Annotated in this window: 12 protein-coding genes; all 12 read right to left on the bottom strand. The window is 49.0% G+C overall.

Annotated features, from left to right (window positions below; genetic code table 11):
• Positions 1–985: signal recognition particle-docking protein FtsY (ftsY, locus tag WBV27_RS11075; RefSeq protein ID WP_424202052.1), on the bottom strand; the 985-nt coding region annotated here is incomplete at its 3' end.
• Positions 986–1,017: 32 nt separating this feature from the next.
• Positions 1,018–1,830: a sugar-phosphatase gene (gene yidA, locus WBV27_RS11070; protein WP_424202050.1), complete on the bottom strand. Its 813-nt coding sequence runs from the start codon at positions 1,828–1,830 to the stop codon at positions 1,018–1,020.
• A gap of 14 nt (positions 1,831–1,844) precedes the next feature.
• A complete protein-coding gene (gene smc, locus WBV27_RS11065) occupies positions 1,845–5,405 on the bottom strand; it encodes a chromosome segregation protein SMC (RefSeq protein ID WP_424202048.1) in 3,561 nt (1,186 codons plus the stop codon).
• 31 nt (positions 5,406–5,436) lie between these two features.
• Complete coding sequence (gene rnc, locus WBV27_RS11060) at positions 5,437–6,126, bottom strand: ribonuclease III (RefSeq protein ID WP_424202046.1); 690 nt, start codon at positions 6,124–6,126, stop codon at positions 5,437–5,439.
• A gap of 198 nt (positions 6,127–6,324) precedes the next feature.
• Positions 6,325–8,097, bottom strand: a complete 1,773-nt coding sequence (locus WBV27_RS11055) for an oligopeptide ABC transporter substrate-binding protein (protein WP_424202044.1) — start codon at positions 8,095–8,097, stop codon at positions 6,325–6,327.
• Between the two features lie 15 nt (positions 8,098–8,112).
• The gene (locus WBV27_RS11050) at positions 8,113–8,949 is read right to left on the bottom strand and encodes an ABC transporter permease (RefSeq protein WP_424202054.1); all 837 of its coding nucleotides are present in this window, start codon (positions 8,947–8,949) and stop codon (positions 8,113–8,115) included.
• A 156-nt stretch (positions 8,950–9,105) separates the two neighbouring features.
• On the bottom strand, positions 9,106–10,068 hold the full coding sequence (locus WBV27_RS11045; RefSeq protein WP_424202042.1) for an ABC transporter permease: 963 nt from the start codon (positions 10,066–10,068) through the stop codon (positions 9,106–9,108).
• 2 nt (positions 10,069–10,070) lie between these two features.
• Entirely contained in the window at positions 10,071–11,012 is a 942-nt protein-coding gene (locus WBV27_RS11040) for an ATP-binding cassette domain-containing protein (protein ID WP_424202040.1), read from the bottom strand.
• A 1-nt stretch (position 11,013) separates the two neighbouring features.
• On the bottom strand, positions 11,014–12,027 hold the full coding sequence (locus WBV27_RS11035; RefSeq protein ID WP_424202038.1) for an ABC transporter ATP-binding protein: 1,014 nt from the start codon (positions 12,025–12,027) through the stop codon (positions 11,014–11,016).
• A gap of 209 nt (positions 12,028–12,236) precedes the next feature.
• Entirely contained in the window at positions 12,237–12,476 is a 240-nt protein-coding gene (locus WBV27_RS11030; RefSeq protein ID WP_086628147.1) for an acyl carrier protein, read from the bottom strand.
• Positions 12,477–12,587: 111 nt separating this feature from the next.
• A complete protein-coding gene (gene plsX / locus WBV27_RS11025) occupies positions 12,588–13,628 on the bottom strand; it encodes a phosphate acyltransferase PlsX (RefSeq protein WP_424202036.1) in 1,041 nt (346 codons plus the stop codon).
• A 27-nt stretch (positions 13,629–13,655) separates the two neighbouring features.
• Positions 13,656–14,808: ATP-dependent DNA helicase RecG (locus WBV27_RS11020; RefSeq protein WP_424202034.1), on the bottom strand; the 1,153-nt coding region annotated here is incomplete at its 5' end.

Genomic DNA, 14,808 nt, shown 5'->3' with positions numbered 1-14,808 from the left:
GTCCGTAGATGTACTGTTCCGGATCGAACGCCTGCAGATCATCCAAACCTTCGCCCAAACCGACGAATTTGACGGGTATATCCATTTCCTGGCGGATCGCCAGGATGACGCCGCCTTTCGCCGTGCCATCCAGCTTAGTCAGGATCAAGCCGGTGACATCCGTCGTCTCCTTGAATTGCTTCGCCTGTATCAAAGCGTTCTGACCCGTCGTGGCATCAAGCACCAACAACGTTTCGGTTGCGCCGCCAGGGATTTCCCTGGCGATGATCCGATTGATCTTCTCCAATTCCTTCATCAGGTTCACTTTGTTCTGCAGTCTGCCTGCTGTATCGATCAGCAGATAGTCGTAGTTTTCTTCTTTGGCTTGCTTCAACGCATCATACACGACGGAAGCGGGATCACTTTTCGCATCGCTCGTCACGACCGGCACACCGACGCGTTCCCCCCAAACTTCCAGCTGTTCGATTGCGCCGGCCCTGAAAGTATCTCCGGCCGCCAACAATACTCTATTCCCTTGGTTCTTCAACTGATAAGCGTACTTACCGATGGTCGTCGTTTTCCCCACTCCGTTTACGCCCACAAACAGGATGACGGTCGGCCCGTTTTCATTTATTTTGATGGTAGGCAATTCCGTCTGGCCTTTTTCATAGATTTCGACCATTTTTTCGATGATGACATTCTTCACTTGTTCTCCGGTGCGCACGTTTTTCATCTTGACTTCATCACGCAGCACATCCGAAAGTGCCAGTGTCATATCAAAACCAACGTCTGCGGATATCAGCGTTTCCTCCAGGTCGTCAAAAAACTCTTCATCCACCTCTCTGAAACCGGCGAATAGTTCATTCATCTTCTCTGAAAAGCTTTTGCGCGTCTTCTCCATGCCCTTGTCGAATTTGTCGATGACAATCTTATTTTCTTCGGTTACCGGTGTCTGAACGACATCTTCACCTGTAAATGCGCGTTTTATTCGATCAAATAATCCCATCTGAACACTTCCTTTCTTATGCTAGCCTCTTTTTACGCAAAGACGAACGTTTCGATTGCGTGTGCGACGCCATCTTCCCCGTTTGTCTTCGTGACGAAGCTCGCCCGTTCCTTGATCTTATCGGGAGCGTTGCCCATCGCGACGCTTACGCCCGCAAAATCCAGCATCGCCAGATCGTTCTCTTCATCTCCGCAGGCCATGACCTCATCGGCAGTGATGCCCAGATGATCGCATAAAGCCGCGATGCCGTTGCCTTTGTCGACTTCGGGATGCATGACTTCAAACAGAAGCGGACGTGATTTCATCATCGAATATTTGCTGTAGAAGTCCGCCGGTATTTTGGCGATCGCTTCATCCAAGACAGCAGGCGCGATACAAAAAACAACTTTATTGAACGCATGCTGTGCTTGAAAGTCTTCGATCTTTTTTTCAACGAACGGCAAACTCGAACTCTGCAGGCTCTTGTACAAGGACTCCCGGCCTTGCGGATACTCCGGTTCGTATACTGACTCCAGATCCAACATGTTCATCGGGATGTTCAGTTCTTTGCTCAGATCATAGAGTTCCACGATCTGCCCGTAGTTCAGCACCTTTTGGGAAATGATTTCCGACGTTTTATTCTTTTGGACCAATCCGCCGTTATAGGTGATCGAGTAATCTTCTGCTTGAAGCAGGTCCAGTTCATCAACATAAGCTTTGATGCCCATGAGCGGGCGTCCCGTACAAAGGACAATCTTCACGCCGGCTTCCCGGGCGCGGTGGATCGCCTGTTTATTCGCATCGCTGATTTTTTTATCAGGATTCAGCAACGTGCCATCCAAGTCGAGTGCTATCAATTTAATCATTTATCTTCATCCCCTTAACCTATGTCTTCGTAATCTTCAAATTTGACTGATGCCAGGCGGGATACGCCGGAATCCTGCATGGTCACACCGTACAATGCATCCGCTTCTTCCATCGTGCCTTTGCGGTGGGTGATCACGATGAACTGGGTCAATTCGGTTGATGCCGCCAAGTATTTTCCGAAACGGGATACATTTGCTTCGTCCAAGGCAGCCTCCACTTCATCCAAAATGCAGAAAGGCACCGGTTTGACCTCGATGATGGCGAACAGGAGCGCAATCGCAGTGAACGCTTTTTCCCCTCCGGAGAGCAGGCTGAGCTGCTGGAGTTTCTTGCCTGGCGGCTGCGCCACAATTTCAATGCCGGTCTCCAACAGATCATTCGGATCCGTCAGTTCCAACGTCGCTTTGCCGCCACCGAATAATTTCGGGAAGGTTTTTTCGAATTGCTTTTTAATCTGGATGAAAGTCTCCTTGAAACGCAAGCGGACTTCATCATCCATTTCGTTCATCGTATTGAGCAGGTTACCTCGGGCGGAAAGCAGATCCGTTTGCTGTTCCGAAAGGAATGTGAACCTTTCGGAAATACGATCATATTCCTCGATTGCACCCATATTGATCGGACCCAGCTCTTCGATGTCTTTTTTCAGCTTTTTCACTTGGCGGGCTGCCTCTTCGGGCTCCTGGGTCAACTGATGCTCTTGTTTCGCGGCTTCAAAGCTGAGACCGTACTCCTCGCTCAAATGCGCAAGGTGATGGTCAATTGCGATTTCATAGCGCCCGGCATTCGTTTCCAGCTTGGCGTGCTCACTCCATAATTTTTGGAGATTTTTATTTTTTTCGTTCTGTTCGGTTTCCTGAACGGCACGATTCTGTTCGGTTTGCTTTTTATGCTCCCGCAACTGTCTCAAATCTGCATCGAATCCAGCTTTTTCTGCAGTAGTGGACTTCAGCTGCGTTGTGATTTCTTGGATGGTCAGCGTCTCCGTATCGGCCAGCTTGGCGACTTGATCTTGTTTGCCTTTCAGCGAGCTGATGGCCTCCTGCTCCGTTTGGATGCGCTCAGTCGACAGTTTCACGTCACGCCGCAATTGCTTTTCCTGCTCCTGCAGGACCGCAAGTTCTTGGTCTGCTTGCTGCCGGTTCGACTGGACGTCCTGCAGCAGTTTCAAGCGCTCCTCTTCATCCAGGCTGGATTCCGCTATATCCTTCTGAAGCTGGTCGATTTCGCTGTTGAGGACGAGCAAATTTTGTTGGGCTTGGGCCAATCGCGTTTGTCTGTCCTCTTTCTCTTCATAGAACATGCGCTTTTCATATTCATGTGCTGCCGATTCTTTTTCTTTCGTTGCGATTTCAGCTGTCACTTGCTGCAGGGAAGTTTCTCTTTGCTGCAGTTCGAACTGTTTGATAGTCGCTTTTTGGCGTTTATCATCCAGTTCCTCCTGCAGACTTTGTTGCTGCAGCGACCATTTCTCTTGCTCTCGTTTCAGCTGATTGTATTGGACGGACAACTGTTGCACATAGTCGGTAAGCTTGTTCAGATTGTTTTTGCGGGCCAATAAGGATGCTTCTTGTTGACGCCTTGTCGCGCCACCCGTCATCGATCCGCCAGCATGGATGACATCCCCTTCAAGGGTTACGATCCGATAACGGCTCTGCAATTTCTTGGAAATCTGCAAACCTTCCTGGATATTTGACGCTACGATCGTTGTCCCCAACAAACTGCTGACGATTGCGTTGTACATTTCCTCATGACCGATCAGCTCATTCGCGATGCCGATATATCCGGGACTGTTTGCCAATGTCGTCCGCACAGCCGCTGGCAAAATCTTGCCTTGGATGACTGTCATCGGCAGAAACGTGGCGCGCCCCAAGTGTTGAGCTTTCAGAATGCCGATGCATTGGGATGCGGTGCGTTCATCGGCCACCACAATATGTTGCATCGTGGCTCCCAGAGCGATTTCTATAGCTAAGGTATATTTTTCGGGAACTTGGATCAATTCAGCAACGGGACCACGGATACCCGGAACGCTGTCTCTTCTCCTCAGCATTTCCTTTACTCCTTGATAATAACTGGCATAGCTGTCGTCCAACTCCTGCTGGCTCTCACGCCGGGCTTCCGCCTGCTGCAGATTCCGGGTTACGGTATCCAGCTCCGCGTTCAGTTGTTGGAGTTTGGAAACAAGCTGGAAGCTATTTTGTTTACAGTCCTGCAGTTCCGATTCCAGATTGGCATTCTCTTCCACAAACTGGACGTATTCTTCATTCAAAGATTGCTGTTTCGCCTTTAATTGGCGCAGATTCTTCCTGAGTTCGTCACCTTTCGAAAGGAAACGGTGCTCCTGTTCAGTTGCAAGCGTCATTTCTTTTTCGAGATGGACGGTTGTGTTCCGGTTGCTGGATTGTTCCTGCAGCCTGTTGATGTAATCGTTCCGGAGTTGCTGGACAAGCTCTGCCTTGTTTTGCGTCAGTTGCGCTTCTTTTTCGGAAAAGCTCGCTCTTTTTTCCGAAAGTTCCTTCCTCGCTTCCACTTTCGCCGCAAGCTCGGTCCGCAAGGCCGCCAGATTGGCTTTTTCAGTCTTTATCAGCGCCTCTTTTTCAGCGATGATCTGGGCTTGCTCTTCTTGATTCTTTGACGAGTACAGCGCCCGTTGCTGGAAAACCTGCTTTTGCCCTTCCAGCTGTTCCAATTTCTGGATGACAGTGACGTAGCCGGTCTGCAGGGCTTCCAACTGTTCGTCGCACACATCCAACTTTTGTTTCAGTTCCCGCAAAGCAGTCTGGGTGCTCGCAAGAGAGCGTTCTTCCGTGCTGATTTTCCGGTCATAATCGGCCAGTTCTCGTTTGCTCGTTTGCCACTGCGCATTGAGCCGTTCAATTTCGGAAGCGGTCAAAGCGATTTCGATCTCGCTTAATGACGCTTTTTTCTCCTTGTATGCCAAAGCCGTTTTCCGTTGGAGTTCCAGAGGCGCGAGTTGGCTGTTGATTTCGTGCAGGATGTCCTCGATCCGGTTCAGATGCTCTTCCGTTTGGGAAAGCTTCCGTTCGGCGCTCGTTTTGCGGTTTTTGTATCTGGCTACCCCAGCTGCCTCTTCAAGGATGATCCTTCTGTCCTCGGGTTTATTCTGGAAAATCTGTTCCACTTTCCCTTGCGAAATCATGGAAAAGGAGTCTTTTCCGATGCCCGAATCCATCAATAATTCTGTTATGTCTTTCAAACGGCAAGGCTTTTTGTTGATGAAACAGTCGCTGTCGCCATTTCGGTTGTATCTCCTGGTGATGCTCACTTCGCTGAATTCCAGCGGCAGGAATCCGTCCTCGTTGTTCAGGATGAGGGTAACTTCCGCAATGTTGACAGGCTTGCGTGTCTGCGATCCGGCAAAAACGATATCGTCCATTTTTTTCCCGCGCAGATTTTTTGCGGACTGTTCGCCCAGTACCCAGCGGACAGCTTCCGAAAGGTTGCTCTTGCCGCTTCCGTTCGGCCCTACTACCGCTGTCACACCTTCATCAAATTCGATTACGGTTTTGTCGGCGAATGATTTGAAACCCGACATTTCTATTCTCTCAAGATGCAAAGATAACATCCTTTCCGGTGAAACTTGCTATTCATTTTTTTAAAGATTCCAAAGCGTTTTGTGCCGCTTTCTGTTCAGCAGCTTTTTTGCTTGGGCCTTGCCCTTGACCCAGCACTTTTCCGAATGCCCGCACTTCCACATCAAACTGTTTTGCATGCGCAGGCCCGTCTTCGTTCAGAAGGATATATTGGATATCCACGTCCCCATTTTTTTGCAGTTCTTCCTGGAGGCTGGTCTTATAATCCATCACATGTGAAAAAGCATCCTCGTTTAACTTCGTGATCATGACTTGGTTTATGAATTTTCTGGCGGCTTCGATTCCTTGGTCAAGGTAAACGGCCCCGATGAACGCTTCAAATACATCACACAGCAAAGCCGGACGTTGCCTTCCGCCCATATTCTCTTCCCCTTTACCCAAACGGATATAAGAGTCGAAATGACAGTCCTTCGCGAAAGCGGATAAGCTTGGTTCGCAGACAATCTGCGCACGCAGACGGGTCATTTTGCCTTCATGCCACGTATCATAAGTATGAAACAAATAATCGGAGATGACGACCTCCAAGACCGCGTCGCCCAAAAATTCCAATCGTTCATTGTCCTGCAATGCCAGATGACGATGCTCATTCACATAAGATGAATGGGTAAAAGCTTCATGCAAAAGTTTCTCGTTCCTAAAAACAATCGAGAAGTCAGTTGCTATTTGTTTGACTATTTTTTCCAATTCGTTCCCTCCTTTCCTTGTATGGACTCCATGCTGTCAAGCTAATTTTGAAAATTTAGTCCTTTTTCATTATACGACAAATGCGTTCCATAAGCACGCAAATTTAGTTTCCAAACAGTCTGTCCCTGCCACGCGAAAAGAGGCCTGGACAAAAGTCCGGGCCTCTTCCTCATTTCTGATAAATAAACGGAATGCGCATTACCGGACTGGTTCTTCAGATGTCAGTTCGATGGTTTCCCACCCTCTGGTTGCGCCATAGCGGATATTGAAGTTCTTGACGCGGTTGTTGACGGCAAAAATCTGCGTACGCCAGAAAGTGGGGATGACTGGTGCTTCCTCGAACAGCAACGATTGCCATTCCTGATAGATTCCCGTCCGCGTATTTTCGTCCGAGGCAGCCGCCGCATTGATCTGACCCAACAAAGCATCATTCTTTTCGTTGGTCCAACGGGTATAGTTGAGAGCACTGGTACGACCGAACATTTCGGTCGGATTGGGATCCATGCCTGTCCCCCAGGTTGCCTGATAGACATCAATTGCCGGACTGTCGGATGCAAGCATGTCATGGAATTTCTGATATTCAATCAATCTTCCTGTTGCGAGCGAAACATCCAAACCGATTTCTTCCCATTGCTGGATATAGTAGGCAACAACCGTCTCCGTCGCGTCTCCCCCTGCAACGGCCGCAAAGTTGATTTTGAGCGGCTCTCCGTCCGGCGTTTCCCGAAAACCGTCTCCATCACTGTCCAGATAGCCGGCCTCATCCAGCAGACTTGAGGCCTTCACAGGATCGTAACTGAAGCCAACTGCCTCCTCATCACTGAACCCTTCGAACACTGGCGGAATCATGCCGTTTGCCGGCTGCCGCAGCCCATCGAAAAGGACCGCAGCGACAAATTCGTTGTCCAGCGCATATGCCATCGCTTGCCGCAATGCCGCATCCGCCATTTTGGAACTCAGATTAAGGCTGTTGGCGCCTGATTCAACGTCTTGGGATCCCAGTTTGAACCCGATGTAAGTTGTCGCCAATTCCGCTCTGCCCAACAAGGTTATATTGTCGAAATCTTTGTAGCTTTCGTAAGAACTCGTCGGCATGATAGCGACGTCGTAATTTCCAGCTTCCATTTCGGAAACGATTGTTGCCGAACCGACTACTTCCACAAGGATATTGTCCAACTTCGGTTTCCCTTTCCAATAATACTCATTGGCTTCAAAAAGGACCGACTCGCCCGGAACGATCGCCTTGACCCGGAACGGACCCGACCCGACAGGTTGCTCACGCAGTTGGGATGAACGCGCCATTTCCGATACAGGGATGCTTTCCAGTTGGTGCCTTGGCAGCGGTTGGCTCCATAAGGCTCCTCCCGCCTGCAAAAGGGATGGATTCAATTCTTCGAAAGCGATGGTGAGGTGTGTATCATCCAAAACTTCGATACCGACAATCGAATCCGCAGTGCCTTCATGGTATTCGGTCATGCCCACGACATTCGCGAAAGACTCTCCATAAAGGGAACCGGCGTAGTCCGGATGCCCAATCACCTCATAGGCATAAAGGATATCGTCGACAGTAAGTGCCACTCCATCCGACCACTTCAGGTTATCCCGCAAAGTGATCGACACCGTTTTTAAATTTTCATTTTGTGCAAAAGTGGCCATGCCATCTTGCGTAAACTGAAACTCCTCATCGTACGAAAAAATGGATTCATGGGAAAAATCCATGAGCTCCTCATCATACGCATCCTCTGAAAAAACAGGGCTGAAGATACCCTGGAAGGATGACTCGGCAACCAAAGCATATTTCAGCACTCCGCCGGCGATGGCGGGGGCATCGCTGTTCATGACAGTGTCGAATTCCTGTATGACAGCTGATGGATCAGACAAATCCCCGTCCGTTCCCAATAGAACCTCCTTGTTTGCGCAGCCGGCCAGCAGCGCAGCAAACAAGAAGGGAACGATCATTTTATTCAGCATTCCTCAGCCTCCTTATTATGCTTGCATTTGTTTAGCATCTGCCGCACGCCGCAATGACTGTCCGACATAAATGATGCACAATAAAACTGCAAAGATGAGTGTGGATGCTGGTAACCATACCCATGTATAGTTTTCAAAAACTTCAGGGGCAATTGCATAACGCAGCAAATTGCCTATACTCGGCACGTTGGGCGGCAAACCTAAGCCCAAAAAACTCAAGCCTGTCTCCATCCCGATATTCCTTGCCAAAGACATAGTCGTATTGATGATGACCAGTGAACTTAAATTAGGCAGGATTTCACGGACCATGATCAGCCAATCGTTTGTCCCTGCAGTTTTGGATGCCCGCACATAGTCACGTTTGGCCTCCGCACGCGTCCGGTTTCGAAAAACCTTTGATTTCCCCGCCCAGCTGAATGCGCTCATAAGCAATATGAACGTAAAGAGATTGTATTCCGATACGATGGATACGAGCACGAGAACAAACACACTTGCCGGAAGAACCATGATGGATTCAATGGAGCGCATAAGCAGGCCATCCAGGAAACCACCGTAATAACCGGACAGCAGACCCAAGCCGATTCCGATGAATCCGGTCAAGGCTGTCACGGCGGTCCCGGCGAGCAGCGAGGTGCGCGCTCCCAGCAACAGCTGGCCCAGCACATCCCGTCCCGCTTCATCCGTCCCCAACAGATGGTTTTTCCCAGGCGAAGCATACCTGTTCAACAGATCCACCTGCATGACTTGACTCGCATCAAAAAAAAGGGAGCCGACAAAGACCAGCAACAAGAGCAAAACGAGCGTACCCAATGCTATGACCGCCAACTTGTCTTTTCGGAATTCTCCAAGCATGCCGCGGAAATCGACAACAGTTTTTGTTTCCTCATTCACTTCGTGGCTCAAACGGTTCTCGCTTGCCGCAACGGAGGCGAGCTCCGTCTTCAACTCTTCCATTCTTCCCGCTTTCTTTTCTTCCTCCGTATTCAACATATCCCCCCTTTCCTCTTGCTATCTCATCCGGACGCGCGGATCCGCAATGGTCAAAATGATGTCCGATACTACCGTGCCAATCAAAGCAGCCAGCCCATATATCAGCAACAAGGCAACGATGACACTGAAATCGCGTGATTCTAAAGAACTGATGAACAACCGGCCGATTCCCGGATAGGAAAAGATGTATTCGATAAAGATGCTGCTCCCTATGAAACCGGTAATGTCATAGCCCAACAAAGAAGTTACCGGCATACTCGCGTTCCTGAAGATGTGCCTCCGATACACCATGCTCTCCGGAACGCCTTTTGAGCGGGCTGTCAGTACATAATCTTCTTGCTTTGCCTCGATGATGCCCGACCTTAAGCGTTGGATGTTGCCTGCAGATGCCGACAGGGCAAAAGCCAGTGCCGGCAACGCTAAGTGGTGGAGCCTATTCCAAAGAGAGGCAAATACACCCTGCGTTTTCGGCAACAAGGGCATCCCCCGCGTAGGAAACAATTCCAGTTGAAATCCAAAAAGCCAAACCAGCAGCAAGGCAACAACAAATATCGGCAAGGCAAAACTGATGGTGTTCAAAAACCGAATGATTTTATCTCCCAAAGAGCCATTAAAACGCCCTGCATAAATGCCAAGCGGAACAGCGATCAGATACGACAACAAGAGCGAGGCCGCTGCCAACCAAAGCGTGTTGCCAAGCCTTGCTGCAACCAGAACACCCACAGGCATCCGGTAAGTGTAACTGAGGCCGAAATCCCCTCTGAGCATATTTGTGATCCACTGCAGATACCGGATGTACCACGGGTTATCCAGAACCGCGCTCGCTTGGATCGCGTCAACGCTACTCTGGTCCATCCCCGGAACAATCAGCCCAGTCAGAGGATCTCCGGGCATCCATTGCGCCAGCGCAAACACCAATAAACTGAACGCCAACAGTTGCGGAATGATAAAGAAGAAGCGTCTCAGAATTCTGTTCCACATCGTTAACGCTCTCCTTTCGATGGTTTTCCGGCAATCCGGTGCGTTTTCGACAACGGGATCAAATCCCCAACACGACCGCCCTTAGCCAGATAACTCTCCATGCTTTGTTTATATTCTGATTCTATTTCCCGCCGCAAACGCTTGTGCAACTCCCTGTTGCCCGGATCCAAGTTCGGAATTGCGGAAAGGAGCCTTTTCGTGTAGATGTGCTGCGGGTTGAGATAGATGTCCTGCTTGTCTCCGTATTCAACGAACCTTCCTCGGTACATGATGGCCAATTCATCGCACATCTGCTTCACGACGCCTAGGTCATGAGAAATGAACAGATAGCTGAGTTTATATTGTTCTTGGATGCGTTTCATGTAATTCAGCACTTGCGCCTGAACGGAAAGGTCCAATACCGAAACGGGTTCATCAGCTATGACAAACTTTGGCCGCAGTGCAACCGCCCTTGCCAATGCAATGCGTTGCCTCTGTCCACCGGTGAATTCGTGAGGATACTTCCGCAGCGTATCTCCCGCCAACCCTACCATTTCCAACAGTTCCAGCACGCGTTTTTTTTCTTCCTGCTGGGAAAGCTGCTCAAAATTATGCAAAGGTTCGGAAATGATCTGTCCGATTTGTTTTTTCGGATTCAGACTCGCACCCGAATCTTGAAAAATCATCTGGACATTGCGTTTGTGGTCTGATTTCCGCTTGGCTATCGCAGCGGTTACGTCAGTGCCTTCATAAATGATTTGGCCGGCAGTTATCCGCTCCAATCCGACGATCGCTCTTCCAACAGTTGATTTTCCGGACCCTGATTCGCCCACCAGACCGTAATTTTTCCCTGCTTCCAAGGAAAGACTGATGCCGTCGACGGCCGCAAGGCTCTTTTTGCTGGATAAGAAGCCGCTCTTTAGCGGGTAGTGAACCTTCAAATCTTTGATTTCCAAAAGCCCCATCTTATTCACTCTCCCCTTCAAAACGGAAGGACTCATGGCACGTGCACCTGACAAAATGCCCTTTAGAAATCTCGTGCATTTTGGGTGATGGTTCATGTGCGGAAAATGGGATCCATGGAATCCGTCCGGCAAAACGACAGCCCTGTTTAGGCAACTGTTGCAGGGAAGGGACATCCCCTTGAATCACATAGAGTTCCCCGGAATCCGATTCGAGGGTGCCATTCGCTTGCGGCATTGAACGCAACAAAGAACGGGTATACGGATGCTTCGGATCCGTGAACAGATCAACGACATCGGCTGTTTCGACAATCTGGCCCGCATACATGACGGCTACTCTGTCCGCAATCTCGGCTACGACACCCAAGTCATGGGTGATCAGGATGATTCCCGCACCCGTGTCGTCCCTCACTTCGCTCAACAGATCCAATATTTGAGCTTGAACAGTGACATCCAAAGAGGTCGTCGGTTCATCCGCGATGATGATCGGCGGCTCACAGGCGACAGCAATGGCAATGCCGACCCGCTGGCGCGCTTCCCCTGACAGCTCATGCGGGTAGCGTGTGGCTGTCCCTTCCGGATCCTCCATTTTAACTTGGACCAACAATTCACTCACACGCAGCGCACGTTCCTCTTTTGTCATCCTGGAATGGTAAAGCAACACTTCTTCTATCTGTTCACTTACCGTCATCAAAGGATTGAGGGCCGAAAGAGGATCTTGAAAAACCATCCCGATATCGTTTCCTCTAATGCGGTTATAAAGCGCTTCATTCAGATCGATAAGATTCAGGTTCTGATAGATGATTTCTCCCGAAATTCGGGTATTCGCCTTATTATGGAGTCCGACGATTGTTGTGGCCAGGGTACTTTTCCCGCAGCCGGACTCTCCTACAATCGCCAAAATTTCATTTTTTTCCAGACTGAAGGAAACATCATCCACTGCATCGTAATAGTTATCCTGCATCCGGAATGCGGTGTGCAATGCGTTTATCTCCAGCAAAGGTCTTCCAATTCCCATCGTGCGCCTCCTTCCATGCTTATATAACAAACTTGATGAAATATCTCCTAACATTATACGTTTAAGCACATGCAAAAACAACCGCTATTTCATTCAGTTTTAATGCATTTCATATTTCTGCCATAATCAATCCTCTTGGCCTGAAAAAAAAGCAACATTGGCTTTTGAAAACCGTCAACGTTGCTTCTGTCGTTAAATTATTGCGATTCTTATTTTTGAGAATCGATGTAGTCGACTGCATCTCCTACTGTGATTATCCTCTCAGCATCTTCATCGGAAATCTGTACAGCAAAGACATCTTCCAGTTCCATAACGAGTTCAACAATATCCAATGAATCCGCCCCAAGGTCGTTTTGGAAAGTCAACTCTCTCGTAACTTTTGCTTCATCGACACCGAATCGTTCAATAACCATCTTGGCTACTCGCTCAAAAGTAATTGTATCTGCCAAGCGTTACACCTCCATTATCGTTCCATAACCAATTACATCACATTTCCTGAAAATATTTTGTAAAGGCTCACATCTATTTTACCCATACACTAATCTTTTGTCTATATTTTTTTATTCCTGCTCAGTTTTACTTACGGGCTGGGCATTCATTTCATCAAAGTGCTTCACGACATCATCGATGACGTGGGAACTGATGATTTTGCGGATCTGTTTCACTGTGTGGTAGACAGCGACTTTATCCGCAGATCCATGCGTCTTGACGACCGGCGCACGCAATCCGAAAAGAACGGCTCCTCCATGCTTCGAATAATCCATCGTATCCTTGATTTCCGAAAAGGAATCCTTGATCAGCATTCCACCGATTTTTGTCTTCAGGCCGCCTGAAAGCAATTGGGTTTTGATCAACTTCAGCAAGGACATTGCCGTGCCTTCCATCGTCTTCAGGACAGCGTTCCCGGTGAAGCCATCCGTCACGACGACATCCGCAGCACCAAGCAAAATTTCCCGCGCTTCAACATTGCCTGTGAAATTGAGTTCGGAGTCTTCTTCCAATAACACATAGGCTTTTTTGGACAGTTCACTGCCCTTTGTTGCTTCGGAACCATTGTTCAACAAAGCGACCCTTGGATTGTCGATGCCTTGCACAAACTTGGCATAATACGAGCCCAAAAGCCCGAACTGGTAGATGTTTTCCGGTTTGCAGTCAGCATTTGCGCCTGCATCCATCAACAGGAACTGTTCATTCTCTTTGCCGATGACTGGCAGAATCGGCATCAAGCCGGGTCTGTCGATCCCTTTGATCCGGCCGATGATCAATAATCCGGCTGCCAGAAGCGCTCCGGTATTCCCTGCCGAAAATAAAGCGTCGGCTTCTTTGTTCTTGACTGCTTGAGCAGCAAGCACCATGGAAGCTTGTTTTTTTCTGCGGATTGCCTTGACGGGTTCATCGTCGCTCTCGATCTTTTCGGTCGTATGAACGATCGTGATTTTCCCATCTTCGGCATATTGATTCCCTAAAGCTTTGCGTATTTTGGTTTCGTCACCAAAAAGCAAAAATTCTAAATCATTAAATTCTTTGGCAGCCATTAAAATGCCCTCTACTATTGCTTGGGGCGCAAAATCCCCGCCCATCGCATCGACAGCGATTTTCATAGATCGTATACCTCACTTTTGTTAGTTTCACTGCAATCTCTTTAACTTCTCTTTTTCGCGTTCGACTGCTTCCCGCAAACTTTCGTAGGCTGGGTTGCTTCCAAAGTCTTGTTCGCGTGTGATTTGGATAGCGTCATTGTGCGCAATATCCAAGATGACGGCATCCCGCACGATATCTCCGGATTTGAAATCGGGCAAGCCGGATTGTTTGTTGCCGAAAAGATCACCCGGTCCGCGCAGTTCCAAATCCCGTTGGCTCAGGTAGAAACCGTCAGTCGACTCCACCATGATGCGCATGCGTTCCTTACCGTTATCGGTTTTCGGATCGGCAACCAACACACAATAGGATTCTTTGTCTCCCCGGCCCACTCGACCCCGCAATTGGTGGAGCTGTGACAGTCCGAATCGATCGGCATCTTGGATGACCATCACTGTTGCATTCGGCACATTCAGACCTACCTCGATGACTGTCGTAGATACCAGAACCTGCAGCTCGTTGTTTTGGAAACGGCGCATGATCTGATCCTTTTCTTCCGACTTCAGACGGCCATGCAACAGACCAATCTGGTATTTCCCTTTGTAATAGGCTGTCACTGCTTGATGCACATCTTCCGCGTTCTTGACGTCCAGTGATTCGGATTTCTCGATCAGAGGTGTGATGATGTACGCCTGTTGTCCATTATCCATCTGTTTCCGGATGAACTCAAGTACATTTTCGATTTTGTCCGATTTGTTCCAGATGGTTTTGATCGGTTTTCTGCCGTCGGGCATCTGATTGAGCACCGAAACGTCCATTTCTCCCATCGTGGTTATCGCCAACGTCCTCGGGATCGGCGTGGCAGTCATATACAATACATTCGGGTTATTCCCTTTTTCGTTCAGCTTGTGCCTTTGTTGAACACCGAAGCGGTGCTGCTCATCGGTGATGACCAAGCCAAGGTCGGCAAAAACGACATCCTCTTGGATCAGTGCGTGCGTCCCGATAAGGATATGCAAGTCCCCTTCAGCAAGCCGGTGCAACAATTCTTTTCGGTCCTTTGCCTTCGTGCTGCCGGTAAGCAGGGCAACGGAGACATCGGTATATTCGAACAGGCTCTGCAGGGTGCGATAATGCTGTTCCGCCAAAATTTCAGTGGGAACCATGAAAGCTCCTTGGTACCCGCCCAGGACGGTAGCCATC

The organism is Trichococcus sp., from assembly GCF_049589555.1.
GTDB lineage: Bacteria > Bacillota > Bacilli > Lactobacillales > Aerococcaceae > Trichococcus.
The sequence above is the reverse complement of the archived record's forward strand: the minus strand, read 5'-3'. Positions and strand labels throughout refer to the sequence as shown.